Source organism: Arthrobacter sp. KKT183, assembly GCF_055657625.1.
In genome coordinates, this window is sequence record NZ_CM145770.1 from 914,728 (window position 1) to 940,289 (window position 25,562).

17 protein-coding genes and 1 pseudogene are annotated in these 25,562 nt (G+C 64.5%); 9 read left to right on the top strand and 9 right to left on the bottom strand.

Annotated elements, in window-relative coordinates; genetic code table 11:
- Positions 1-305 precede the first annotated feature (305 nt).
- The gene (locus ACZ2GY_RS04525) at positions 306-5,780 is read left to right on the top strand and encodes a rhamnogalacturonan lyase family protein (protein ID WP_471673121.1); all 5,475 of its coding nucleotides are present in this window, start codon (positions 306-308) and stop codon (positions 5,778-5,780) included.
- Positions 5,781-5,884: 104 nt separating this feature from the next.
- Here the strand turns inward: ACZ2GY_RS04525 and ACZ2GY_RS04530 are convergent, their stop codons facing one another.
- The 3 genes from ACZ2GY_RS04530 to ACZ2GY_RS04540 are packed head-to-tail and all read right to left on the bottom strand — an operon-like array spanning position 5,885 to position 8,627.
- The gene (locus ACZ2GY_RS04530) at positions 5,885-7,312 is read right to left on the bottom strand and encodes a class II fumarate hydratase (RefSeq protein WP_346028458.1); all 1,428 of its coding nucleotides are present in this window, start codon (positions 7,310-7,312) and stop codon (positions 5,885-5,887) included.
- Between the two features lie 36 nt (positions 7,313-7,348).
- A complete protein-coding gene (locus ACZ2GY_RS04535) occupies positions 7,349-7,963 on the bottom strand; it encodes a carbonic anhydrase (RefSeq protein WP_056548856.1) in 615 nt (204 codons plus the stop codon).
- 58 nt (positions 7,964-8,021) lie between these two features.
- The gene (locus tag ACZ2GY_RS04540; RefSeq protein WP_471673122.1) at positions 8,022-8,627 is read right to left on the bottom strand and encodes a DUF4245 domain-containing protein; all 606 of its coding nucleotides are present in this window, start codon (positions 8,625-8,627) and stop codon (positions 8,022-8,024) included.
- An 85-nt stretch (positions 8,628-8,712) separates the two neighbouring features.
- Between ACZ2GY_RS04540 and glpX the strand changes: the two genes are divergently transcribed.
- The 3 genes from glpX to ACZ2GY_RS04555 all read left to right on the top strand — a co-directional run bounded on the left by glpX (position 8,713) and on the right by ACZ2GY_RS04555 (position 12,222).
- Positions 8,713-9,750, top strand: coding sequence for a class II fructose-bisphosphatase (gene glpX / locus ACZ2GY_RS04545; RefSeq protein WP_056548853.1), 1,038 nt, complete (start codon positions 8,713-8,715; stop codon positions 9,748-9,750).
- Between the two features lie 262 nt (positions 9,751-10,012).
- A complete protein-coding gene (locus ACZ2GY_RS04550; protein WP_471673123.1) occupies positions 10,013-10,969 on the top strand; it encodes a hypothetical protein in 957 nt (318 codons plus the stop codon).
- A 140-nt stretch (positions 10,970-11,109) separates the two neighbouring features.
- Positions 11,110-12,222, top strand: coding sequence for a lipid II:glycine glycyltransferase FemX (locus ACZ2GY_RS04555; RefSeq protein WP_471673124.1), 1,113 nt, complete (start codon positions 11,110-11,112; stop codon positions 12,220-12,222).
- Here the strand turns inward: ACZ2GY_RS04555 and manA are convergent.
- Genes manA through ACZ2GY_RS04575 form a run of 4 tightly spaced genes read right to left on the bottom strand, consistent with a single transcriptional unit; the run spans position 12,167 to position 16,820 of the window.
- Positions 12,167-13,525 carry a mannose-6-phosphate isomerase, class I gene (gene manA / locus ACZ2GY_RS04560; RefSeq protein WP_471673125.1) on the bottom strand — a complete coding sequence of 453 codons (1,359 nt, stop codon included), beginning with the start codon at positions 13,523-13,525 and terminating at the stop codon, positions 12,167-12,169. The genes ACZ2GY_RS04555 and manA overlap by 56 nt on opposite strands.
- A 15-nt stretch (positions 13,526-13,540) precedes the next feature.
- Positions 13,541-15,151 (bottom strand): LCP family protein, encoded by a 1,611-nt coding sequence (locus ACZ2GY_RS04565; protein ID WP_471673126.1) that lies wholly within the window; start codon positions 15,149-15,151, stop codon positions 13,541-13,543.
- On the bottom strand, positions 15,148-15,660 hold the full coding sequence (purE, locus tag ACZ2GY_RS04570) for a 5-(carboxyamino)imidazole ribonucleotide mutase (protein WP_277358865.1): 513 nt from the start codon (positions 15,658-15,660) through the stop codon (positions 15,148-15,150). The genes ACZ2GY_RS04565 and purE overlap by 4 nt, the downstream gene beginning before the upstream one ends.
- A 35-nt stretch (positions 15,661-15,695) precedes the next feature.
- Positions 15,696-16,820, bottom strand: a complete 1,125-nt coding sequence (locus ACZ2GY_RS04575; protein ID WP_471673549.1) for a 5-(carboxyamino)imidazole ribonucleotide synthase — start codon at positions 16,818-16,820, stop codon at positions 15,696-15,698.
- A gap of 323 nt (positions 16,821-17,143) precedes the next feature.
- On the opposite strand from ACZ2GY_RS04575, the pseudogene ACZ2GY_RS04580 reads away from it, so the two are divergent.
- Positions 17,144-17,695, top strand: a pseudogene (locus tag ACZ2GY_RS04580) (GtrA family protein); the annotation flags it as partial.
- A gap of 124 nt (positions 17,696-17,819) precedes the next feature.
- On the opposite strand, the gene ACZ2GY_RS04585 reads toward ACZ2GY_RS04580, so the two are convergent.
- Positions 17,820-18,578, bottom strand: coding sequence for a TIGR03089 family protein (locus tag ACZ2GY_RS04585; RefSeq protein ID WP_471673127.1), 759 nt, complete (start codon positions 18,576-18,578; stop codon positions 17,820-17,822).
- A gap of 266 nt (positions 18,579-18,844) precedes the next feature.
- Between ACZ2GY_RS04585 and ACZ2GY_RS04590 the strand changes: the two genes are divergently transcribed.
- From ACZ2GY_RS04590 to ACZ2GY_RS04600, 3 genes are read left to right on the top strand one after another with little or no spacing between them, the layout of a single operon-like run.
- Positions 18,845-19,393, top strand: a complete 549-nt coding sequence (locus tag ACZ2GY_RS04590; protein ID WP_277358856.1) for a WhiB family transcriptional regulator — start codon at positions 18,845-18,847, stop codon at positions 19,391-19,393.
- Positions 19,393-22,926 carry a glycosyltransferase family 2 protein gene (locus tag ACZ2GY_RS04595; protein ID WP_471673550.1) on the top strand — a complete coding sequence of 1,178 codons (3,534 nt, stop codon included), beginning with the start codon at positions 19,393-19,395 and terminating at the stop codon, positions 22,924-22,926. The genes ACZ2GY_RS04590 and ACZ2GY_RS04595 overlap by 1 nt, the downstream gene beginning before the upstream one ends.
- A gap of 2 nt (positions 22,927-22,928) precedes the next feature.
- On the top strand, positions 22,929-24,569 hold the full coding sequence (locus ACZ2GY_RS04600) for a DUF5719 family protein (protein WP_471673128.1): 1,641 nt from the start codon (positions 22,929-22,931) through the stop codon (positions 24,567-24,569).
- A 37-nt stretch (positions 24,570-24,606) separates the two neighbouring features.
- Here ACZ2GY_RS04600 and ACZ2GY_RS04605 read toward each other — a convergent pair whose 3' ends face one another.
- A complete protein-coding gene (locus tag ACZ2GY_RS04605) occupies positions 24,607-25,095 on the bottom strand; it encodes a metallopeptidase family protein (protein WP_346028451.1) in 489 nt (162 codons plus the stop codon).
- A 67-nt stretch (positions 25,096-25,162) separates the two neighbouring features.
- Here ACZ2GY_RS04605 and ACZ2GY_RS04610 point away from each other — a divergent pair, with 67 nt between their 5' ends.
- On the top strand, positions 25,163-25,543 hold the full coding sequence (locus ACZ2GY_RS04610) for a DUF3499 domain-containing protein (protein ID WP_082566093.1): 381 nt from the start codon (positions 25,163-25,165) through the stop codon (positions 25,541-25,543).
- Positions 25,544-25,562: the final 19 nt, after the last annotated feature.

Sequence of the window (25,562 nt, forward strand, 5' to 3'; positions counted from 1 at the left end):
GAGACGAAGCGCGCTACTGAACTTGCGATAGCGCTTCGGCCATCCGATAGCGGTTGAACGGTATCGGGTGGCGGGAGGGCTATCGGGTGGCAGGAAAGGTATCGCCACTGTCGAAGCGTCACATTGGGGAAACGCTTTCCTGAATTTTGCCTGACTGCTTGAATGTGACCGCTCTCACGGCTAGGCTGATTTTCGTTGGTCTCCGTGAATCGTTTCATTGCCCGTGCCTTTGTAGTGCGCCGGGCACCTCTCGGGTGGCCCGAGAACCACCGATATTTCACTGTCGAACTAAAAGGTGTGATGCCATGACCCTCGAAAATTCGCGTCCGCATTCAGCGCGCGCCCTGATAGCAGGGGCCGCGATCGTCGGCCTCTGTACGGCGACGACGCCGGCGCTGGCGGCCGAGGAGCCGCTGACCCGTTCCTTCGACTTCGGTACCAGCGAAAGCCCGGTGGCGGACGGCTGGACCGGTATTGACGAGACCAACCAGTACTCGGCGGAAGCCGGCTATGGGATCGTGCCGGTCAACGGAGTCAGCCCCATCTCACGGCTTCGGACCCCAGCTGTCCCGGACCCGGTCGCGAATGACTTTGTGCTCGCAACCGCCTGGGGCTTCGTCGCCGATGTCCCGAACGGCTCCTACAGTGTTCGGGTCATCTCAGGCGATCAGCTCGTCAACGGCGGCACCACCAATACAACTGTCGCGCTCGAGGGCACGGCAGCCGGAACCATCCAGGCGCGCCGCTCCGTAGCTGAGCAAACGTGGCAGACCACCGTTGAAGATGGTCAGCTCACCATGGATTTCACCGGCGAAGGAGCCGGCGCCTACGTCAACGGCGTCGTCATCACGGAGGTTGAAGCAACACCGGAGCCTGAGCCGGAACCCGAACCCGAAGAGCCGGTCTCCACCCTGGCCGCGCCGCAGTCCGTGCGAATGTCCCATGTAACCTCCGAGGCCGTGACCCTGCGCTGGAATGAAGTCAGCGGAGCCACGGCCTACGTTGTCTCCCGGGCTGACGCAGTGGACGGTCCCTACACGAAGGTTGCGGAAACCGGTGAGCGGACTGTCTACCTGACCGACCCCGTCGACACGACGAAGGTCCGCTACTACAAGGTGCAGGCGCGCGGCGCTGACGGTCTCTCGCCGTCGTCGGCCGCGGCTGCCTCCAGTCTGAGCACTGACGCGCCCGCGCTTCCTGAGAATGGCGTGCTGTCGCTCGATCTGGGTAACGGAGAAACCGCGCCGGGCGCCGTCCGGATCGATGAAAAGACGGCCTACACCGCAGAGAACCGCGCAGGCTTCGTAGACGTGTCCCAGGTTTCCGCCACCGACCGCGGTACGGAGGACGCCACGCGCTCCGACTTCGTCACCGTCGGCGACACCGAACTTGTGGTTGACCTGCCGAACGGCAACTACACGGCCAACCTGATTGCCGGTGACGCCGAGGGCGCAACGGATATCGCGATCACGGCCGAGCAGATGGCCAAGGTGCAGCCGACCGCGAAGGCGGCCGGCGAGTACCTCGAAATGGCCTTCGACATCGCAGTGGTGGATGGCCAGCTGAACCTCGAGTTCGCAGGGACCGCAGCGAACCTGAATTCGCTGGTGTTGACCCAGCAGACTCCACTGGAGGCCGGCCCGCAGCCGACCGCCTGGATCACCGGCGACTCCACCGTCCAGACCTACACCTCCGGTTACGCGCCACAGGCCGGTTGGGGCCAGATGATCGACCGCTTCCTCTCGGATGAGGTGACGGTCGAGAACAAGGCCATCGGCGGGCGCAGCTCCAAGAACTTCATCAGCCAGGGCCGCCTCGACGAGGTGCTGCTCAACATCAAGCCGGGCGACTACCTCTTCGTCCAGTTTGGCCATAACGACAACAGCTACGGCGTGGATGACCGCTGGGCCGCTCCGGGCGACTACTACGAGTACCTGCGTACTTTCGTGGACGGAGCCACCCAGCGCGGTGCAACGCCGGTCATCGTGACGCCGGTCTCCCGCCGTTCCTACAACACCGAGACGGGCGAGGCCAACGTGTCCTTCCCCGAGTACGTGGACGCAGCAACGCGTATCGCGGCGGACACCGGAACCCCGCTGGTTGACCTCTCCGCCTCGAGCCGGGCCTACTTGACCGAGATCGGTCCGGAAGCGGCGAAGTCGGTGTTCCTGCACGTTCCGGCCGGTGTCTACCCGGGCCGGCCGAACGGGACCACTGATGACACGCACTTCCAGGAGTACGGGGCCATCCAGATGGCCCGGCTGGTTGCGTCCGACGTCGCCAAGCTGGACATCCCGCTCGCCGCCGAGGTGGAAGCGGCGGAGCCGCCCGCCGAAGTTCCTGCAGCCCCGGCGGGGCTGGTTGCCGGCAGCATCTCGAACGCCGGTGCACAGCTCACCTGGGATGCGGTCGAGGGCGCTGACATCTACAAGGTCTTTGCGAAAAAGGCCGACGCCGGAGATGATGCGTACGCTCTGGTCACCACCTCCACAGTCCCGCTTGCCAACGTAACGGGCCTTGAGGAAGGGGTGTCTTACGACCTCCGTGTTGCCGCAGTGAACGGGAGAGGTGACTCGCCGCCGTCGGACGCTGTCCGCATCACCACCAAGGCACCGCTGTACAAGTTCGATCTGCAGCTCGCCGGCAATCCCGTCATGGATGGCTATACCGCGCTGGACAATACGAGCCTCTACACACCGGAAATCGGCTACGGCTTCCTGTCTACTGAGGGTCTCAGCGGTCGCGATCGCGGTACCGGGTTCGATCCCGTACCCACCGCGCTCCAGCGGGACTTCCTGCTGCCGGATGCCGCCAAGCACGAGCTCGTCATCGATGTTCCCAACGGCTCCTACGCGCTCAAGGCGTACTACGGTGACCCGCTTGGTAGCGGACGGTTGGCAATTCAGTCGGAGGGCAAGGACTACGGTTCCTCCAACGCCGGTCGCGGCACCATTGCGGACAGGATTCTGCAGCCCGTACTGGTGACGGACGGCCAGATCAACATCAAGGCCGGAGGCTGGTTCAACGGTCTGGAAATCACGCCGCTGCTGCTGGCGCCAAATGACTTGGCGGCCGACGACGTTCAGATCGATGGCAGCGACGTTGCCGTCTCGCTCAGCTGGACAGGGAACGACGACGCCGCAGGCTACCGTGTGTACCGCCAGTCCGCTGGAGCTACTGAAGCGGAAGCGCTCGGCGATCTCGATGGAACGTCCTTCGTGGACACCACCGCTGATATCGGCCTCGAGTACACCTACACCGTTGTTGCGCTGGATGCTGCGGGAGCAGAGTCGGTTCCGTCCAACGCGCTCGAGCTCACTACGGTGGACCCGGACGTAGCAAAGGCGCCGGTTCCCACCGGACTGGCGCTCGGTGACGTGAACAAGAACGACGTCACGCTCAACTGGGAGCCCTCTGAAGGCGCTCTCTTCTACCAGGTGTTCCGTGCCGATCCGCTGGCAGACGGTTCTGTTGGTGAGCTTGAACTTGTCGGTCGGGCTGACAAGCCCACCTACACGGACACCGACGTTCTGACCACTGTTGAGTACGTCTATGCAGTGGCAGCCGTCAATGCCGGCGGCGTGTCGGAAAAGTCCGAGACCGTCACCTCCCCGGCTAAGACCACGCTGGTACGGCAGGCAGAGCGCCTTGACCGTTCGCCGGTAGCCGTTGCTTCCGAAGAGGGGGTCTACGTTGGGTGGCGCATGCTCGGCCTGGATCCCGAGGAAATCGGATTCCACGTCTACCGCGACGGTGAGCGGATCACCACCGAACCGGTCGTCTCCAGCACCAACCTGCTCGACGCCGAGGGTGCTGCTGATGCGACCTACCGCATCAGCACCGTGGTGAACGGCACCGAGCGCTGGGCCACGGAGGACTTCACGGTGTGGGATTCCCAGACCCTGGACATTCCGCTGGACAAGCCGGCCGATGCCTACACCAAGGACGGCCAGCCCTACAGCTACCGTGCCAACGACGCATCGATCGGTGACCTGGACGGTGACGGCCAGTACGAGATCGTGCTCAAGTGGGATCCGACCAACTCCCAGGACAACTCGAAGGGCGGCTACACGGGCAACGTCTATGTGGATGCCTATGAGCTGGACGGCACACGCCTCTGGCGCATCGACCTCGGCAAGAACATCCGTGCCGGCGCCCACTACACGCAGTTCCAGGTCTTTGACCTCGACGGCGACGGCACAGCCGAAGTCACGCTGAAGACTGCTGACGGAACGGTCGACGGCACGGGTGCAGTCATTGGCGATGCCCGTGCCGACTACCGTAACTCCGGCGGGTATGTGCTGGATGGTCCCGAATTCCTGACGGTGTTCTCCGGGGCAACGGGTGCGGCCATCGACACTGCGGACTACATCCCTGCACGTGGAGATGTAGGTGCGTGGGGCGACGGCTACGGTAACCGCGTTGACCGTTTCCTGGCCGGAGTGGCCTACCTGGACGGCGAAAAGCCAAGCCTGGTCTTCAGCCGCGGCTACTACACGCGCACGGTGATAGCAGCCTATGACTTCGATGGCGCCACGCTGACACCACGCTGGACCTTCGACTCGAACGAGTCGGGCGACGAGTACAGGGGTCAGGGCAACCACCAATTCTCGGTGGCGGACGTCGACAATGACCAGAAGGACGAGATCATCTTCGGGTCCATGACCATCGACGACGACGGCACGGCGCTCTACAACACCGGCCTCGGCCACGGCGATTCACTCCACGTTTCGGACTTCGATCCGGCGCGGGAGGGACTTGAGGTCTTCGCGGCACACGAGGACATGGGTGCGTCCGGCAACAATGGTGCTACCTTCCGAGACGCCGCGACCGGTGAGGTGATCTGGTCCATCCCGGCAACCCGGGACACCGGACGAGCTGCCATGGCGGACATCGACCCGCGGCACCCAGGTGCTGAAGGTTGGGCTGTCGGCGGCGACGCTGCCTGGAACTCACCGGTGGGTCAGCTGCGCGCAAGCGACGGCGAACTGATCGCCGAGCAGATTCCGGCAGCGAACTTCCTCACCTGGTGGGACGGAGACCTCCTGCGGGAAATCACCGACCACGACTGGATCGAGGAAACCCGGACCGGCGTGCCCACCATCTCGAAGTGGAACGTCGAAACCAGTTCCGAGGACGTGCTCTACCGTGCTGAGGGAACGTTGACGAACAACGACACCAAGGGCACGCCGGCTCTCCAGGCGGACCTGTTCGGTGACTGGCGCGAGGAGATCGTCACCCGTACCGACGATTCGACCGCCCTGCGCATCGCCACCACCGTGAACGTCACGGACCACCGGCTGCGCACCCTGCAGTCCGATCCGGTCTACCGCCTTGGGGTTGCCTGGCAGAACACCGCCTACAACCAGCCTCCGCACACCTCGTACTTCCTGGGCGAGGGTATGGAGCAGCCGAAGGCGCCGAGCATCGAGTACACCGGTGAGGAGCCGGCTCCCGGTGAATTCGTCAAGCCGTCCTTCACGCCGGACGCTCCGGTGAAGGACTCGCTGACCGACGAAAACCAGCTGGACCTGGGCCTGGCGAAGCAAAAGTTCCCCCGTGGAGCTTCAGAGGTTGTGCTTTCAAACCTGGCTGCGGAGGGATGGGTGCACGTCTACCTCGGTGAGGTTTCGCTTGGCTGGCACCTGGTCAACGACGGCGCAGTCACCGTGACGACGCCGGAAAACACCCGGCCGGGAGACAACCGTCTGGTGGTGCACACCTCAGGGGATGAGCTGCTGGGTTGGGATCGCCTCAAGGTGGTGGGCCCGCCCCGCTAACCCCTCACGGGTGTTTGGGAACCTGAAAAGCGAGGGTCCCTTATGGATTTGCATCCATAAGGGACCCTCGCTTTTTTATGCTGGGTACTTTGGGGCGCGCGTGCTTACTGCGGCGGGCGCGTCATGGACAGCACGTCGAGCGCTTCGTCCAGCTGTGCTTCCGTCAGTTCACCGCGATCCACATACCCGAGCGCGACGACGGCCTCCCGGACCGTGAGTCCCTCGGCCACGGCCTTCTTGGCAATTTTCGCCGCGTTCTCATAGCCGATGTACTTGTTCAGCGGCGTGACGATCGACGGCGATGCTTCCGCGAGGAAACGTGCACGTTCTTCATTGGCGGTGAGCCCGTCGATCATCTTGTCCGCCATCACCCGGCTGGTGTTGGCGAGCAGGCGGATGGACTCGAGCAGGTTGGCGGCCATCACGGGAATGCCGACGTTGAGCTCAAACGCACCGTTGGTCGAGGACAGCGCAATGGTGGTGTCATTGCCGATGACCTGGGCTGCGACCATGATGGCTGCCTCGCAGATCACCGGGTTGACCTTGCCCGGCATGATGGAGGAGCCCGGCTGCAGGTCGGGGATGGCAATTTCGCCGAGCCCGGTGTTCGGTCCCGAGCCCATCCAGCGCAAATCATTGTTGATCTTCATGAACGAGTACGCGATGTTCCGCAGCTGACCGGACGCCTCCACGAGCCCGTCCCGGTTGGCCTGCGCCTCGAAGTGGTTGCGCGCTTCGGTGAGCGGCAAGCCGGTGTCCTGGGCGAGCAGTTCGATCACACGGGCAGAGAAACCGGCCGGGGTATTGATGCCGGTTCCGACGGCGGTGCCTCCCAGGGGCACCTCGGCAACCCGGGGGAGCGAAGCGTTGATGCGTTCGACGCCGTAGCGGACCTGCGCGGCGTAGCCTCCGAATTCCTGTCCGAGCGTGACCGGCGTGGCGTCCATAAGGTGGGTGCGGCCCGACTTCACGACGCCCTTGAACTCCTCCGCCTTCCGCTCAAGCGACTCCGCCAGGTACTCAAGCGCCGGGATCAGGTCATTGATCAGCGCCGAGGTTGCAGCGACGTGGACGGAGGTCGGGAAGACGTCGTTGGAGGACTGTGACGCGTTCACGTGGTCATTGGGGTGCACCACCTTGTCGCTTCCGCTGTCCTTCAACGCGCGGGTTGCGAGTTCGGCCAGTACCTCGTTGGTATTCATGTTCGACGAGGTGCCGGATCCGGTCTGGAACACATCGATGGGGAAGTCGCCGTCGTACTTTCCTGATGCAACCTGGTCCGCTGCGGCTTCGATGGCGCGTGCGAGCTCGTCATCGAGCACACCCAGCTCGGCATTGGCAGTTGCTGCTGCCTTCTTGATCCGTGCCAGGGCTTCGATGTGCGTCCGCTCCAGCGTCTTGCCGGAGATCGGGAAGTTCTCTACGGCACGCTGCGTCTGCGCGCGGTAGAGGGCGTTGGCAGGAACCCGAACCTCGCCCATGGTGTCGTGTTCAATGCGGTAATCGACGTTGTCCTGGGAATCAATTGTCATGCGCCAATTCTCGCCTGTGGCGCTGAGCCCCACAAATCAGAGGGCGCCCAGTTCCGACACGAGGTCGGCCTTGCCTTCATCCAGATGGTAGGTAACACCGACGACGGCGGTAGACCCCTTTTCGACGGCGCTCGCGATGACGCGCGACGAGTCAACCAGGCGCTGTGCGGTTTGCCGGATATGTTCTTCCACGGCGTCGTTGATCTCGTGATCTCCGTTGCGCCGTGAGGTGAGCACCGAGGGAGTGATGCGTTCAACGAGGTCGCGGAGGAAGCCTACGGGCATGGTGCCGGAGTCAATGGCGTTGGCCGTTGCGGTGACAGCGCCGCAGGAGTCATGTCCAAGGACAACAATCAGCGGCACATTGAGGACGCCCACACCGTATTCAAGCGAGCCGAGGACGGCGTCGTCGATCACCTGTCCTGCCGTCCGGACCACAAAAATGTCACCGAGTCCGACGTCGAAAATGATCTCGGCAGCCAGGCGGGAATCCGAGCAGCCGAAGATGACGGCAAAGGGATCCTGGGTGTTCACCAGCGACGTGCGGCGGGAGGCGTCCTGGTTGGGGTGGGAGGACGAGGAGGAAATGAACCGCGCATTCCCATCACGCAGTTTCTGCCAGGCTTCAGCGGGAGTCAGTTGCTTGGTCACGGCTCTCACTCTACTGCTATCGCACTTCGGCACCCGGTTGGTGACTTCACGTTGAGGGCTAGCTCAGGTCCTCAAGCACTGCGCTGCCGAGAACATCGAACTGCGCCAGGTCCGCGGTCCCGTTCAGGATGAGCGTGAAGCCGTCCTGTTCGGTAGTGAGGAACACATCGCCGGAGGTGCTGTCCAGCAGCTCCCAGGTGACGCCGTCGATCACGCGTTGTCCCGAAGGCTGCGCGTCCTCAAGGCGCTGGGAGAACCAGGTGGGGTTGGAGTTGTTCGTCTGTGTGACCTGGATGAACTCGCGGTCGGGGGTGAGGTAGCCCACTTCCCAGAAAGCGACGCCGTCGGATGCGGATCCCGTCCAACGTGCGTAGTTGGAGGTCCAACCGTCCGGGAGAACAGCGGCGGCCGGCTCGTAACCGGCGGCGTCTTCCGCCTGGGAGGCTACGGTAGCGACGTCGATGTCCCGCGTGTAGGTCTCGGCCGTGTGCGTTGGGTTGAGCAGGACCACGAAGAGCACCAGTGCAAGGGTGACGGCGGTGGCGATGAACATGCCGATGGATGACGCGTTGGCGCGCTTTGCCTGCTTGGCCGTGAGTACCGGGGTTGCCGGTGCCTCCTGCTGGTTTTCCTGGGTATTGCTCACTCCTCCATTGTCCCTCACGCTGCATCCGTCACGAAAATGGCCGCAGCGCAGAGCCGCACTATGATTGCCGAAGAGGAACCGCTAATTCAACGATGAGGTAAACGTGTCCGACACCGCAAAGAACGCGCAGTATTCCACCCTTTCCCCGGCTCTTGCCGTGGGGGATGACGAGCCGGACCGCAACCTCGCCCTTGAGCTGGTGCGCGTCACCGAGGCCGCAGCCATTGCCGGCGGACACTGGGTCGGTTTCGGCGACAAGAACAAGGCTGACGGCGCTGCCGTTGACGCCATGCGCTCGCTCCTCTCGACCGTCCACTTCAACGGCGTTGTGGTTATTGGTGAGGGCGAAAAGGACGAAGCGCCGATGCTCTACAACGGTGAGCGGGTCGGTGACGGAAGTGGTCCGGAGTGCGATGTCGCGGTGGACCCGATCGACGGCACCCGCTTGACGGCGCTGGGCATCAACAATGCGCTCGCCGTTCTGGCAGTGGCTGAGCGCGGCACCATGTTTGATCCCTCGGCCGTCTTCTACATGGAGAAGCTGGTCACCGGTCCCGAAGCTGCGGACATGGTTGACCTTCGCCTGCCCGTGAAACAGAACCTGCACCTGATTGCCAAGGCCAAGGGCAAAAAGGTCAACCAGATCAACGTCATGATCCTCGACCGCGACCGTCACCGTCCGCTGGTCCAGGAGATCCGCGACGCCGGTGCCCGCACCCGGTTCCTGATGGACGGCGACGTCGCTGGAGCCATCGCGGCTGCCCGTGAAGGCACTGACATCGACGCGCTCATGGGCATTGGCGGCACGCCGGAGGGCATCGTTGCTGCGTGTGCCATCAAGTCCCTTGGCGGTGTGATCCAGGGCCGGTTGTGGCCCACCAGCGATGAAGAGAAGCAGAAAGCGCTCGACGCCGGCCACGACCTTGAGCGCGTTCTCTCCACCAATGACCTGGTCACCAGCGACAACTGCTACTTTGCAGCGACCGGCATCACCGACGGCGACCTGGTGCGGGGCGTCCGCTACTCCGGCGGCAAGGTGCTTACCCAGTCGATCGTGATGCGCTCGAAGTCGGGCACCATCCGTGTGGTTGACGGTGAGCACCAGGCTCACAAGTGGGAGAGCTACGCCCGCCTGAGCTAGCACTTGCGGCGTGCCGGGTGGCGCTTTTCCTCCCGGGTTGCCGCGCAGTCGTCGCGCCACGCTCGCGATAGCGATTCGGCCAAGCGATAGCGGTTAACCTGTACCGCCTGGCCGGTCTGCTATCCGACGGCACAAACGCTATCGAGGAGTACGATGGCGTTGGCCTATGATCGCCGCGTGGCCTGTCCGCTGGCTGCCGGTTATCCACATGTGCCGCCTTTGCCGTGGCGCAGCTCATGCCCCACCCGGCAGGGTAAGGGGTGTGAACCTTCCAGCAATCCAGAGTGCGGCAGACCGTTCCCTTGACGAGGACTGGCCGCGCCGGCTGGCCAGGGGTGCGCGGCGCGGAACCCTGGTCCGCATCCGCCAGGGCTGCTACGTCGATGCCGTCCAGTGGAAGGCCCTGGACGCCAACCAGCAATACCGGTTGACCCTTCAGGCGGTGCTTCGGACGTCAACCAACGCGCCCCTCTTCGCCGAGGAATCGGCCGCGTTCCTGTGGGGCTTGCCGCTACCTGAAACGCCGACCATGGTGGACACCCTTGTGCCGCAGGGCTCCGGCAGGCGGACCGGCAACGGTGTTCGCCGCATCGTCAGGCCTGCGGTCGGTCCTTGCGTTCAGATTGGCGGTTTCACTGTGACGGGAAAGATCCAGACAGCGGTCGAGCTGGCCTTGCGTTATGACCTTCCCTGGGCCGTCGCAGTGATGGACAGGGCGTTGAATGCGGTGCGGCTTCCGGCCGAGCGCCGTGCCAACCCCGTCGGCAAACCCGAAATCGCAACCTATATAGAATCCTTGCCCACTGCTCGTGCCCGGCGAAAAGCTACGCGGGTGCTCGATTTCGCCAACGGACTCGCCATGCTGCCCGGTGAGTCCCTGAGCAGGGTTCACATGGCGGCTCGCGGTTTCGAGGCGCCTGAACTGCAATACGAGGTTCACGATTCCGATGTCCATGCCGCAACTGTGGACTTCTACTGGAAGGCCTCCGGTATCGTCGGCGAGTTCGACGGCCTTACCAAGTACCTCAAACCCGAGTACCTCCAGGGCCGAACCGCATCTCAGGTGGTCATCGACGAGAAGATCCGGGAAGACCGCATTCGCAGCACAGGTCGGCACGTAGTGCGCTGGCTTTGGGAGGCTGCGGTCTCCCCAGCTGCGTTGGAGAGGTGCCTCCGGGCGGCCGGCGTGCCGCAGAACGCGACGCCGCTGGTCTTCTGATAGCAGATTTGCCATACGAGAGGGGTTAACCGCTATCCGATGGCCTAAGCGCTATCCCGAGACGAGAAAGCTATCGCGAGTCGGCCCCCCAGCGCCCGCTGGCGCTCGGCGCAGGTCCCTCGGCCAGTAGGCTTAGCACCATGAACCTCGTCATTGCTCCGTGTTGGAACGCGCCCGAATGGGACGCAGCGGTCAACCGCCTGAATGGTCACCCGCAGCAGCTGTGGGGGTGGGGGCAGACGAAGGCCGACCACGGTTGGCGGACCGATCGGCTTCTGCTGAACAGGGACGGCGAGACCATTGCGTGCGCCCAGATCCTGATCCGACGGCTGCCCCTGCCGTTCCGCGCGCTCGTCTACATTCCGCGTGGTCCGGTGTGCAGGGCAGGGGACGCACAGGAAGTCCTCGAGGCGCTCGGCAATTACGCGCGGGACGCCTATGCCGGGACCGTGCTCAGCATTGAGCCGGACTGGGACGCGGACTCGGATTTCGCGGGAGCAGTTCGCGCTGCCGGCTTCCGTGCCACCGAGAACACCATCCTTATCCCGCGTACGCTCATCCTCGACTTGTTGCTCAGCGAGGATGAACTGCTGGCCGAGATGTCGAAGAAGCACCGCCAGTACATCCGCAAGTCCGCGCGGGAAGGCCTCGAATTCCGTGAGGTAACGCCGGGGGAGATCGCCGACTGCCTCAAGGTCTACAGGGAAACGGCGGAGCGTGCCGGTTTCGGCATCCACGAGGACCGCTACTACCTCGACATCCACAAGAACCTCGGGTCGGCGTCACCCGTATATGCAGCCTTCCAAGGCACCACCATGGTTGCGTTCCTCTGGCTGTCGGCCAGCAAACACACGGCCTTCGAGCTGTACGGCGGCATGACGGAGGAGGGCGAGCGGCTGCGCGCGAACTACGCCCTCAAATGGCTTGCCATCCGGGAGATGAAGGCGCGCGGGGTTGAACGCTACGACTTCAATGGCCTCCTGAATGACGGCGTGTCGAAGTTCAAGATGGGCTGGGCCAAGCACGAGAACCTGCTCATGGGCACCTGGGACAAGCCGCTGTCGCCGCTTTACCCGGTCTACGCGACGGCGATGCCGCTGGCGCGCAAGGGGCTCTCCGCATCACGCGGCGCGGTGGGCGCACTGAGGATCAAGGCCCTGCCGGCACTGAAGACGAAAGTCCTGCCGGCCCTCAGGGCTAAGGCTGAGTCTCTTCGCGGCCGCCGCGGACAGGCCCCAACCCGCCAGGATTAGAATCTCCGGCGGCACCCACGGTGACGGCGAAGGCGACGGCGGTGCTGTCGCCGTCGTCGTCTGTGGTGTCTGTGTTGTCCGACGCGAGGCGTGCCATCACCGGCGACTCGTTGGCAGGGATGAAGGCGCTCTGCCCGCGGTGCAGGATGAGGTCGCCCTTGGGGGAGTCGAGCACAACCGTTCCGGACACCACCAGCACCACCGTGGGTCCGTTCTGAGCGATCGGGATGTCGGCTGATGCGGCGTCATCCCCGAAGGAAACGGGAAGTTCAAGGCGCTGTAGCTGGAACTCGTCAAACGGTGGGCAGTACAGCTCCTGTCCCAGCGGGGTGGATTCCGGGTCAAGCAGTGGCAGCGCGAGCGGCGCAAACTCGACGGTCTTCAGCAGCTCGCCGGTATCAACGTGTTTGGTGGTCAATCCGCCGCGCAGGACGTTGTCCGAGGACGCCATCACTTCAATACCGAGGCCTTCCAGGTAGGCGTGCACGTTTCCCGCCGGTAGGTAGAGCGCCTGTCCGGGCTGCAGGGTAACCCTGTTGAGGAGGAGTGCAACCAACACGCCCGGATCGCTCTCGTGGTGTCCGTTGAGCTGCAGGACGGTTGCGGCCGCTGCAGCCACAAACGGGTCCGCGGAGTCGGGAAGTCCCTTGTCCAACGCCTCGACCACCCGCTCAACGGCCGTCCGTGTCTCCGCACCGCCGGTCAGCAGCCGGGTGAAGGCTTCGCGCAGAGCTGCCGCCTCATCCGGAATGCCGAGGTCGGCGACGACGGCGCTCAGGATGGCAGGCGCCGAGCCCTGCTGCTTCTCGAGCAGGTCCACGAGACCCGTGAAGATCCGTGCCGCTTCGGTCGGCGCACGGAATCCGCACAGCGCATCGAAGTCGGTGAGCGCGAAGATCAGCTCGGGCTTGGAGAACGCGTCGCGGTAGTTCCGGTGCGGAGCGTCCTGCGGGACCGATGCGGCGTTCTCCCGGTCGAACCCCTCCTGCGCCTGCTCCGGACTGGGGTGGACCTGCAGCGAGAGCGGCGCCGCCGCAGCGAGCACCTTCATCAGGAACGGCAGCCGGTCACCGAACGCCTCACGCGTCGGAGCGCCGAGGGTGCGGTCAGGGTCGGAATCGATCAGGGCGTCCAGCGAGGTACCAGTGTCCCCATGTCCCAGCACTGTGGAGGGCGAGTCAGGGTGGGCGCCGATCCACAGCTCGGCCTCAGGGCCGCCGGATGGTGTGCGACCGAGCAGTTCCGCAATGGCCGTGGTGGATCCCCAGGTGTAGGGACGCAACGGGTTGTCCAGCTGGTACATCGGGATATCCGTTCCTTAGGCGGGGGTGCATTCCCCGTTATCGGCCAAGAGAGATTCGAGCGTGGTCCAATCCTGATTCACCGCGAGCTGATGAAGGTAGTCGACGGTGATCTCGCCGGTGACGTTCTGAGCCGGCAGCTGCCCCGGCAGAGTCGTGGACGCATGCACCGGCAGAGCCTCAACCAGCCCCGCCCGGTCCACCGTGAGTTCCCCCAGCGCTGCGGCGGAAGCCTCTCCGGAAGCAGCCTCCAGCGTCTCCTGCACCCGCTCATGAACCAGCGGGATGTCCGGGTAGGTCGAGAACAGGTCGCCCGCGTCACCGAAGTCCGGCGCGCCGATGGTGAGGCGCCCGACGTCGTGATTCTTCGCCTTGATCGCCAGGTCTACGAAGCTGCCCAGCTGGTCACGAGGGAGGTCGGTCTCGACGATTTGCGTACCGGCGGCGGCGATGTCCTGGAAACGGGTCACCACGGTTGCGGGATCAAGCTGGGCGATCATCGCCGCCTGGACACACTGCTGGCGCTGGATTCGTGCGTAGTCGGTGGCGTACTCACGGGAGCGGGCATACCACAATGCTTCATAACCGTTGAGGGTCTGGATGCCTGGCTCGATCCAGGCCGACGGCGGGTAGTACCGCTTGGGGCTGGTGCCCGGGATCTCTTCGGATGTGATGGGAACCCAGCCGCCCGCGTTGATCGTGATACCGCCCATCGCGTCGATGAGCTGCTCAAACCCGGCCATATCGACGAGGATGTAGGCCTGGACCTCGATGCCGAGAATTCCGCTTGCCGCGTCCATCATGGCTTCGGCGCCGGGGTCCTGAGACTCCGGATACAGGTCGGCGTAGTTCTGGGCAACCACCGGGTAGAGGCTGTTGATGATGCACTCGTTACCGCAGTTGTAGCCGTCCGGCCAGACTTCCCAGAGCGGAGAGTCCTCGGAGAACGGCGCGTTCTGGAAATCGCGGGGAATGCTGAAGGTGACGGTGGCTCCGGTGTCAGCATCGACGCTGACCACGGAAATGCTGTCCGGACGGCGTCCCAGCCTGTCCTCACCGGCATCGCCGCCCATGAGGAGGAAGTTGTAGCGCCCGTCCACCGGGTCAAAGGCGGGGCCGGCCTGGAAGATGTTGCCGAACGTGTTCCGGCCGACGTTGAGCAGGTACGCGCCGTAGCCCAGCCCGCCGCTGGTCACGATCATCAGCACGGCGAGCGTTGCCGCAACGGCCGGGCGCATCCCTCGGTCCAGCAGCGGCGGGCGGATGATCCGCAGGGTGTTGATGAAGAGCAGTGCCCAGCCGACTGCCAGCGCCACGAGCACCGCAATGAGAAGCAGCGAGAACACCTCGTTGGCGAGCAGGCTCACCACCAGCTGGCGGTTAACCAGCGCAAGAACGACGGCGGTAATCACCAGGAGCCACACGGTGAAAGTGACGCGGAGCGCCCGTCGGCCGAGCCTGCGGTCTCCGGCAACCACCTGGGCGGCGCCCGGGATCAGCAGCGTGAGCGCCAGGAGCAGGAACGCGCGCCTGGTGCGGATGCCGGACGGAGCCGATTCCGGGTAGCGCACAGGATCGGTAAGCATGGTCCGTTCGGAAGGCCGGCCGGTGTGAACCGCCCGGCTCATGCGCCGCCTTCGCTGTCGGCAGTGCGCATACCAGCGTGTTTGCGCAGTTTCGCGCCCTTGTCGAGGGCGGTCTGCCGCAGTTCCTGTGCGAACCTCGTGAGGTTGCCGGAGAGCTCCTGAGCATGCTGCCCCTCACCGGAGGCCAGGATACGGACGGCGAGGAGCCCTGCGTTGCGCGCGCCGCCGACGGAGACGGTAGCCACCGGAATGCCTGCAGGCATCTGGACGATGGAGAGAAGGGAATCCATTCCATCGAGGTGTTTGAGGGGCACCGGAACGCCGATGACGGGCAGCGAGGTGAGCGATGCCAGCATTCCGGGCAGGTGGGCGGCGCCGCCGGCACCGGCGATGATGACCCGCAGTCCGCGGCCTGCGGCCTCACGCCCGTACGCGACCATGTCTTCGGGCATGCGGTGTGCGGAAACGACGTCAGCCTCATACGGGATGCCGAATTCCTCTAGCGCCAGAGCGGCAGCCTCCATGACCGGCCAGTCCGAGTCGGAGCCCATAACCAGGCCCACGAGGGCGCCGGCGGGGGAGTTGTTCACGATGTTTCCTTCCGGGGATCGCGGCCGTCCCGCAGGATTGCCGCGGCACGCTCGGCGCGCTCCCTGACCTGTGCCATTGTGTCACCGGGTAGGGCAATGGCGTTGACATGGCCGATCTTCCGGCCCGGCCGTACGCTCTTGCCGTAGGTGTGGATCTTGGCGGCGGGCTCTGCCTGCAACGCCATCGGATAGGCACTATACAGCTCTGCGTTGTCTCCGCCGAGGATGTTCTTCATCACCACAACGCCCGAGGCAAGGGATGTGTCCCCGAGGGGGAGGTCGAGAACGGCGCGCAGATGCTGTTCAAACTGGCCGGTCACCGCTCCGTCCATGGTCCAATGACCCGAGTTGTGGGGCCGCATGGCGAGCTCATTGATGAGGAATCCGGCGCTGCTGCCGGGAACTTCGAACATCTCCACGGCCATGACACCGGTGACACCGAGCTCGTCGGCGATGCGGAGGGCAGCTTCCGCGGCGGCGCGGGCCAGCCCTGCCGGCAGGTCCTGTGCGGGAGCAATGACTTCATCGCAGACGCCGTTGACCTGGATTGAATGGACCACCGGCCATGCGCGGGCCTCGCCACGGGGTGAGCGGGCAACCAGGGCTGACAGCTCACGAGTGAAGGGCACCTTTTCTTCGGCGAGCAGTTCGGAACCGGTGAACCAGTCGGCTGCCTGTGCGGCGTCGTCGTACGAATTGATGATCCGGACGCCCTTGCCGTCGTAGCCGCCACGCGGCGTCTTCAACACCACAGGCCAGCCCGTTTCGTCACCGAACTTCCGCAGTTCCTCTACTGAAGAGACGGCCTTCCAGCGCGGATTGGGCAGCCCCAGCCGGTCCACTGCTGCCCGCATGACCAGCTTGTCCTGGGCATGGCGCAGCGCGTCGGGGTGCGGCTGGACATTGATTCCGGAATCCACCAGGGCGCGGAGGTGCCGTTCCGGCACATGTTCGTGGTCGAAGGTGAGAACGTCCACGCCCTCGGCGAAGGCGGTCAGATCCTCCAGGTCGGTGTAGTTCCCCACTGCTGAATGTGCCACGGCGGCCACCGCTGAAACGTCGGGTCCCTCCGCCAGCACTCGAAGTTCAAAGCCAAGTTCGACGGCGGGAGGAGCCATCATGCGCGCCAGTTGGCCGCCGCCCACGACGCCGATTACGGGAAAAGTCACCCCTTCAGGGTACCTATTGCCGGAGGGGTCCTTGGATGTGACCTGTTCGCAACCCCCGCTTCCTAGGAAAGTCCCAATCTTGAACGGTAAAATGGACGCTCAGTTGTTGTGCTGATCATCAGATGCTGATTTTCAGTTTGTCCGCCAGGCAGGCGTAGGGTTCTCCGGAACGTCGTACGCGGACAGCTTCGGTGCTGCGCCCGCGGCGCCTCAGCTGAATGACTTCGCTTCGGCGCGGTCCTGCTACGGCGAAATGTCCTAGAGACCGGAGGGTCATGATCACCACAGTTGTTGACCGGACCCGGGCCCTCGCCTCCCTCTTCTGGCGTGAGCTGGCCAAGTTCGGTGCCGTGGGCGGTGTGGCGTTTGTCATAGACAAGGGACTGTTCTGGATCCTGATCCACGGTCCGATGGAGGACAGCGAGGTCAAGGCCCAGGTGGTGTCCGCCGCTATTGCCACGGTGTTCGCCTGGATTGCCAACCGATACTGGACCTTCCGCCACCGCCGCCAGGCCAACGTCCTGCGCGAACTGATGATGTTCCTGCTGATCAATGCGATCGGCCTGGGCATCGCGGCCGGCTTTGTGTGGCTCGCCAAGTACCCGCTCGACATCTCCGACCGCACGGGGCTGTTCGTTGCCGGAATTGTGGGTACCGTGCTGGCAACGGCCGTTCGTTTTGTTGCCTACCGCTTCTGGGTCTTCAACGAGGAACTCGATGCGGAGCCTGCGTTCGCTCATGACCATGAACTGATCCACCCCCGCTCCCGTGCAACTGCCGGTGCAGGTGCCGGCGCCGGATCATCCGTGCCGGTGGCCACCGGTCCGGTTCCGGCTGACGCTGCCGCATCAGCCCACCCGTCGCCCCAGCCGATGGTGCACCCTCCGGCGCACCAGTCACCCCAGTCGGTGGCATACCCTCCGGCGAACCAGTCAGTGGTGCATCCGTCAGCTAAACAGCCAACCGAGCAGTAACGCGTTCACCCTCCATCAGGCGGTCGGTCACCTCGACCTCCGGGTGCACCAGCACCACGGTTCCACCGGCCGCCCAGATACGGACGGCAGCCGGCAGGACGGTCAGCAGGGGCAGGGAGGCCGGGACCAGCCAGATGCCTTCTGCGGGCTGGTCCGCTCCGTCCAGCAGGTCGTTGAACGTGAAACTCTTTCCGCCGGCCCGGATCAGTTCGGCGCTGCTGTCAGCGGGATCCTCGAGATGCACATCGCCGAACGCGCGGACGGTCGCTGCGTAGTCCACGGCACCGCTGGGAAGCGTTCCGGGCCAGCGCATGTCCAGTGCGCCCGGCGCCACCAGCACGAGCAACTCATCCTCACGTCCCCCTCCCCGCCCAACGGGCGCTTCCGGCGCGGCATCCATGGTGAGCCGAACATCTACCGGAGCACCGTCGCCGGGCGCTGTCCCTTCGTTGCGCACCGTCTCGTCGCGGAGCACTGTCACCGCACCGACCTGCCAGCTTGCCAGCGCCCACACAAGGCTCTTCCAGTGCGGCGGCATTCCAACCGCGACGACGGTGCCCGCCACCGCGTCGAGCTCCTCCACCAGCATGTTGGATGTCTTCGCAACCCAGTTTTCGAGCACCCTGCCGGAGAGTTCCACCCGTTCGGAGCCGGGCCCGTACCAAATGAGCCGGGGTGCTCCGGACGCGGACCGGAGGGACTCACATAATTCTGCAACGGACTTCAGTGGTGCCACTGGGTGCCTGCCTTTCATTGGGTAAGCGTGCTGACCTGCGGGTTCAGTTGCACAATTGTGAGGTGCACTTCGCGTGGCGTGCCCGCCATTTGGGAAATTCACTCTATAAGATTCCCTTCGCCGCTTGACTCGATGCTACTTACACGCGTGTAATTAGGTCATCGGATTTGCTTCGGCAGACGGGATTTCGGGGTTTCTCAGCGGCTTGCTGGAGGCACATCTCCCACACTAGTTTCTGTCCGAAGCTGCTACACCGGGAGGCTGGTATGGGGCAAGCAGAGCACATTCAGGACCGCACGTCCATCGCGGCCCAGGCGTCTGCGCGCTACGGATCGCGCGGCGTTCCGCAGGACTGGTACGTCGATCCGGCAGATCCGGACGCTGCTGAGCGGTACAGGCAACAGACTTCGTCGCTTGAAAATGAGGCAACCGCCTTCCTGGCGGCCCATGAGGCATTGACCGAGGGTGCCGGCGTCGAGAATTTCCTCGATGCCGAGCCCGCAGCGGCACCACGCCGTCAGGCTGTCCCGGAGCGGGTTGACCAGGCGGTATGGATTGGCCTTCCGGGCATCGGCTCCGACTTCGATGATGAAGGCGAGCTGGGCTGGCAGGCTGACGCACTGTGCGCTCAAACGGACCCGGAGGCGTTCTTCCCTGAAAAGGGCGGCTCCACGCGGGATGCCAAGAAGGTCTGCGGCTCCTGCAACGTCAAGTCCCAGTGCCTGGAGTATGCGCTGGAAAATGATGAGCGGTTTGGTATCTGGGGCGGACTGTCCGAGCGTGAGCGCCGCCGTTTACGAAAGCGAGCGGTCTGATTCATCCGCAACAAAGGGTCACAGCTGTTGTCGTAGCCCACAACGGCGCCGAGTACCTTCCGGACACACTCAAGGCACTCGGTCAGCAGACCCGACCCCCGGACTTTCACGTAGGAGTCGACGCCGGTTCATCTGATGAATCGGCGTCTCTTCTGCAACTGCAGCTTCCGGTGGGTTCGCCCGTAGTAGGCGCCTCCGGGCGCGGCGGCTTCGGTGCTGCCGTCCGTACAGGGCTTGCCGAGATTCCTTCCAGCCGCCGATCGGAACCTGACAGTTCCGATCCCGCCAGCGGGGTTCACGACTGGATCTGGCTTCTGCATGATGATTCCGCTCCCGAACCGACGGCGCTTGAGCAGCTCCTTCGAGCAGTCGAGCTGGCGCCGTCCGTGACCGTTGCCGGTGCCAAGCAGGTTGAGTGGGAGCATCGGCGCAAGCTGGTGGATGTTGGGCTGTCCATAAGCCGGTGGGCTGAGCGGCTCACCCTGATCGACGTCGACGAACTGGACCAGGGCCAGTATGACGTCCGCAGTGACATGTTTGCCGTCAACTCGGCAGGCATGCTGATCCGCCGTGATGTGTGGGACAAGCTGGGTGGTTTTGACCCAGCCCTTCCCGGTACCGGAGACGACGTCGACTTCTGCTGGCGCAACCGCCTGGCCGGTCACCGTGTAGTGGTGGCTCCGGGTGCGGTTTTGCGCCATGCCGGCTCACGGGACAACCACGCGGCAACGCTCGGTGCTGCGCGGCGTGCCGAAGTGTATCTGCGCCTCAAGCACGCAACGCTGTGGAAGGTGCCCTTCCTGGCGGTCGGTGCCGTGTTGGGCGGCTTCGCCCGCCTGATTCTCGGTTTGCTGGCAAAGGACCCGGGGTACGGCGTCGGCCAGCTCAGCGCCAGCATCGCTGCCGTGCTGAAGCCCTTCGATTTGTACCGGTCCCGTCGATCAGCCGCCCGGACCAGGCGGCTGCCGCGGTCAGTGGTGCGTGCGTTGCGGACCGATCGCAGGGAGGTGTGGTCACACCGGAAGTCAGTGGTGGAGGCCTTTTCAGCACGCGGACTCGAAGACGAGTCCTACGCCCAGAGCACTGCTGTGGACGTACCCTCGGGCGATGCGAACGACGACTTCGCAGCACTGGAAGGTCCCTCCCGGATCTGGGCGGGTTGGGGTGCCATTGCCGCGGCGATAGTGCTGCTCGGTGTTTCACTGGTCGCGCTGCACCGTTTCATCGGTGCCTCAGCGCTGGCGGGCGGTTCCCTCCTGCCGCTGTCAACAGATCTTGCCGAGATCTGGGCCAATGGATCGCGCTGGTGGATTGATCTCGGTGCAGGATTCGCCGGGCACGGAGATCCATTCAGCTATGTGTTGTGGCTGCTATCGGTACTGGGATTCGGCAACGGCAACGTGGCCGTCGTCGTGCTGATGCTGTGTGCTGCGCCGTTGGCTGGATTGAGTGCCTGGTTTGGATCGGGTGCTTTTGTGCGCAGCCGTTCGCTTCGGCTGTGGGCTGCGTTCTTCTGGGGATCGCTGCCGGTCCTTCAGGTTGCAACCGGTAGCGGAAGGCTCGGCGCACTCCTGGTGCACCTCGTGTTGCCGCTGGTTGCGCTGGCGCTCATCCGCGCAGTGGGGCAGGCTCCCGGTAGGCCCGGATCACAGACCAACGACGCCGTTGACTCCTCCAGGCGCCAGCGTTCACTACAGTTGATGCTCAAGCCGGGCATCAACGGTGTTCCAAGCTGGACGGCGGCTGCTGCGGCGGGCCTGATGCTTGCCGTGGTGACTGCGTCTGCTCCGTCGCTGCTGCTGTTTTTTGTGCTGGCTGTTGTGCTGATCACCCTGGTTGCGCGACGCCGTGCCAAGACACTCTGGTGGGCGCTGCTGCCGCCGCTGGCCCTGTTCATTCCGTTTGCGGCGTCCACACTCGACCGTCCCTGGGCGGTCTTTGGGGACCCCGGCCTTCCGATGCCGTTCAACGCTGCGCCCCTGTGGCAGCAACTGTTGGGCTATCCGGTAGCTTTTCCCTCATTCGGCGGGCTTGCTGCGTTTCCGGACCTGTTCGAGGGACCGTGGCCGCTTGTTGTTTCGCTGATCGTTGGGCTGCCGGTGCTGCTGCTTGCCGCAACGGCGCTTTTCCTGCCCGGCAAGGCAAAGGCCGCTGCGCGCGTGCTGTGGCTGCTGGCGTTGCTGGCACTGCTCGGCAGCGTAGCGAGTTCTCTGGTGGTGACCGGCGTCGGCTCATCATCCCTGATCACACCGTTCACCGGACCGTGGGTCTCGATTGTCTCGCTGGCGCTTCTGGCAGCTGCGCTGCTGGGCGGCGAATGGCTGCAGCAGCGTCTGCGTGCCGGTAGGTCCGGGCGTTCCGGCAGGCCGGTTCGAGGTGCCCGGGCCTGGTTGACCGCCGCTGCCCTGGTGCTGGCGCTGGGCCCGGCAACGAGCCTGACCGTCTGGCTGATTCCGCAGCTGCGTACCCCGGATCCTGCGGTGGAAGCGACCAGTTTCGGAACCGAGCAGGCAGTGGTGCCGAGTGCAGCCCGTACACTTCCGGCGACCGCCGCTGACCGCGGTACCAGCGGGCAGCACAGCACCACGCTGGTGATGAATGTCGACGGCGACAGTAATGTCAGTGCCGCGCTCATGCGGGGCGGCGGCACCACGCTCGATGCTCTCTCCCAGATCTACTCTGCCCGTCAGCTTCACGGTTCACTGCTGAACGCCAAACTGCGTGAGGATGACGACGCCGCAGCCGACGTGCGGCGTACCGTGGCCACCCTGGTGGCCGGCACCGGTGTGGACCCGCGCGAGGAACTGGAGCGGCTTGGGGTGGGTTTTGTTGTGCTGCAGCAGTCGGGTTCAGCGGCTGAAGTCCTCGCTAGCCAGATCGATTCTGTTCCCGGACTTGTGTCGGTGGGCAACACGGAGGCCGGTTGGTTGTGGCGGGTAGAGATGTCCGCTTCCGGTAATTCGGCAGCCGAGGCACAGGTGGGCAGACTTCGCATTGTCGATGAAGCGGGCTCCACCCTGAGCGTGCTCGACTCCGGCGCCACTACCGCTTCGGGCACAATTCCGGCAGGCCCTGAGGGCAGAATGCTGGTCCTGAATGAGCGGTCCGAGCCCGGCTGGGAAGCGACCCTCAACGGTGAACGGCTGGAACCGGCGTCTACCGGGTGGAATCAGGCGTTTGCACTGCCTGCTGCCGGAGGCGATCTTGAGGTGCACTACGTCACGGCATGGGAACCGTGGGCCGGCATTGCGCAGGCAATTGTGTTCAGCTTGACTGTTCTGCTGGCCGTTCCGATTCCTGCGCGCCCCCGCTTTGTCCACGTGCCGCAGGGCCGTAACCGTACGGCAGCGGTTCCGGTGTCGTCGAGCGGGCGGCGGGCGGCGGAACCTGATGTGCCCGTGACTTCTGCGGCTGTGCCTGTGACTGCTGACTCGTCCGGCGCGACTGGCGCGTCCGGCGCGGCTGACTTGTCCGACCCGATTGACCCGCCTGAACGCGAATCTGCCCTGAGCAGCGGAAGGGCCGGCAGCTGACAATGAGCGCAACCAAGAAGGTTAGCGAGACGGCGGTGCCTGCCAAACGAAACGGCACCTGGGTGCGCGGTGCAGCGGGGGTTGCTGCCGGCGTCGTACTGGTTTCTGCAACAGGCGTGCTGGCCGGGGCGAGCATTGTGCAGAACATTGAGGGCGCGGCAGTAACGTTCCCGGTGCCGACGGCGGCGGTGCCGGCGGGGGAGTATTCGGCCGTATGTCCGGAACCGTTGCGGCTGCTCGAGGGCACTGTGGACGGCGGCGATCCGGAGTTCAGTCCGGTGTCTGAGACCGCCCGAAACCGCGTCAGCGCCATGACTTTGAGCGATTTAGGCGGCACTGTTCCGGGCTCGTCGATCACTCCGTTGGGCGGTGGCGATCCGCTGGCGGTTCTTGCCGAGCAGGTGCCCGAGTCCGAGCAGGAGGACCCGCAGGTCAGCAATGAGGACGGCCTGACCAACCGAGTAGCGGGTGTTGTCTCCGGGCAGGCAGTCGAGGGTGCGGCCGTGTTGCGTGCCCAGGCTCTGGGGGAGCAGCGTGCTACTGCCGGTGCCGGGTTTACCTATACCGCGACGGATGGTGATCTTTCGGGCCTGGCAGTAGCGCACTGTCAGGTTCCGTCGAACGATTTCTGGCTGGTCGGAGCGGTGACCACGGTGGGTGCAACGGCGGTGCTGAACCTGCACAATCCGTCGCAGTCGCCTGCAACCGTCAACCTGGACCTGTATGGGTCCGAGGGGGTGGTTGACGCTCCGGGCAGCCGGGGGATCCTCATTGCTCCCGGTGAGTCGGAGTCGATAGTGGTTGCCGGCCTTGCAGCCAATGAGGAGAACGTTGCCATTCGCGTGCGCAGTGAAGGCGGGCGGGTCAGCGGATTTATCCAGCAGAGCATGTTGCGCGGACTAACTCCCGGCGGGGTGGAACTGATCCAGGCCTCGGCGCCGAGCGCTTCATCGCAGGTTGTTCCGGGCATCCAGATTCAGGCGCCGGATGTGATGGACCCGATCATCGCGCAGGAGGGCTATGCCGGTGCCGGTCCGTCGCTGCAGGTTGCGGTGCCGGGTGGAACGGATGCTGTGTTGGATGTCCGTGTGTTCGGACCAAACGGTGAGGTGGAGTTGCCCGGCGGTGGCGTTGTTACGGCGGCGGCTGGTTCGGTCACCTCGATCCCGCTCGAGTCGCTGCCCGAGGGGAACTATTCGGCTGTCATCAGTTCCGACGTACTGATTACCGCATCGGCCAGGGTTGTCCGCGGTACTGAACCGGAAGAGCCGGTCGACCTGGCACAGGTCCCGTCTGCTGTGCGCCTCGGAAGCCAGCACGTGTCGACGTTACCTACCGGAGCGGACGCAGCCTATGTCTTCAGTGCGCCCACCGGCCGGGCGGAGGTTCGCCTTCTGCCGGTCACTGCGGAGGGCGCCCTGGGCGAAGAGCAAGTGTTCGACGTCGCAGGCGGCACCACCCTGACGGTGCCTGCTGCTGATCTCGGCAAGGAGACGGTTGCTGTGCTGATCGGCGTCTCCGGTGACCCTGCCTATGGTGCGCAGGTGACAACGCTCGACGGCGATACTCCCGGAATTTCCGTAGCTCCCATTCCTGCGGGCAGTGCAGGCCAGCAGAGCGTTTCGGTGAATATCGGGTTCTAGCCGGATTCTTTCGCCGCTGGGTTGTGCAGCTCGCCTTTCAGGCCCGGGAGCGGCCGTAGGCGGGGTCTACCGCTTCGGGTGCCATGCCCAACAGTTCGGCCATCTGCTCGACCACCACGTCATGCACCAGTTCGTTGGCGGGGACGTAGCCCTTCGCGGTCATTTCGATGGGGTGGCGGAACACCGTAATGGTGGCAGGCTGCCTGTCAGCGGCGGGAGTGGAGGTGCCCAGTAGCCCGCGGACGGTTTCAGGGGCCATCTGCTCCAGGCCGTCAGGGATTTCGAGGACGAGGATCTGGACGTCCTGGATCCTGTCGCCCCACAACCGTTCCAGACGCTGTGCGGATTCCAGGACCCAGTCCTCGAACCGTTCGGAGCGGGTGCGGGACCCGGGCAGGTGTGACGGGATGAGCTCACCGCGCAGGCCTCTGCCGTGGCGATCACGCCGCCGGCGGGCGTACCGGGACTGTTCGCCGACAGGCCCTTCCGGTACTGCCGGACGAATGGAAAAGGAGCTATCCCGCATGCTGAAACTCTAGTCCGAACCCGTTCCTGCTGCATCACTGGCACGGGACACGGTAGGCTGATCAGTCGTGGGATCGATCCGGCAATGTTCGCGTTCAGCGTGCCAGCGTGCTGCTGTGGCAACGCTTACCTACGTGTATGCCGATTCCACTGCTGTGCTAGGTCCGCTAGCCACCTACGCGGAGCCGCACTCCTATGATTTGTGCGCACCCCATGCCGAGAACCTCACGGTTCCGCGTGGGTGGGAAGTACTTCGGCTTGCACTCCCATCCGGACCGCCGGAACCCAGCCCGGATGACCTGTTGGCTTTGGTGAATGCTGTTCGTGAAGCTGCGGTTGACCGCAGTGTTCCTGAACCGGCTGCTCCCGGATCGAAGTCTCCGCTGACGCCGCCGCCCGGCGAGCCAGGTGCACGTCGCGGCCATCTGAGAGTTTTACGCGACCGCTGAGCACTGAGCACTGAGCACT

Excerpts from the sequence above, each read along its gene's own strand:
- ACZ2GY_RS04525 (WP_471673121.1), top strand. The coding sequence starts at position 306 with ATGACCCTCGAAAATTCGCGTCCGCATTCAGCGCGCGCCCTGATAGCA.
- ACZ2GY_RS04530 (WP_346028458.1), bottom strand. The coding sequence starts at position 7,312 with ATGACAATTGATTCCCAGGACAACGTCGATTACCGCATTGAACACGAC.
- ACZ2GY_RS04555 (WP_471673124.1), top strand. The coding sequence starts at position 11,110 with ATGAACCTCGTCATTGCTCCGTGTTGGAACGCGCCCGAATGGGACGCA.
- manA (WP_471673125.1), bottom strand. The coding sequence starts at position 13,525 with ATGTACCAGCTGGACAACCCGTTGCGTCCCTACACCTGGGGATCCACC.
- ACZ2GY_RS04565 (WP_471673126.1), bottom strand. The coding sequence starts at position 15,151 with ATGAGCCGGGCGGTTCACACCGGCCGGCCTTCCGAACGGACCATGCTT.
- purE (WP_277358865.1), bottom strand. The coding sequence starts at position 15,660 with ATGGGCTCCGACTCGGACTGGCCGGTCATGGAGGCTGCCGCTCTGGCG.
- ACZ2GY_RS04575 (WP_471673549.1), bottom strand. The coding sequence starts at position 16,820 with ATGATGGCTCCTCCCGCCGTCGAACTTGGCTTTGAACTTCGAGTGCTG.
- ACZ2GY_RS04590 (WP_277358856.1), top strand. The coding sequence starts at position 18,845 with ATGGGGCAAGCAGAGCACATTCAGGACCGCACGTCCATCGCGGCCCAG.
- ACZ2GY_RS04600 (WP_471673128.1), top strand. The coding sequence starts at position 22,929 with ATGAGCGCAACCAAGAAGGTTAGCGAGACGGCGGTGCCTGCCAAACGA.
- ACZ2GY_RS04605 (WP_346028451.1), bottom strand. The coding sequence starts at position 25,095 with ATGCGGGATAGCTCCTTTTCCATTCGTCCGGCAGTACCGGAAGGGCCT.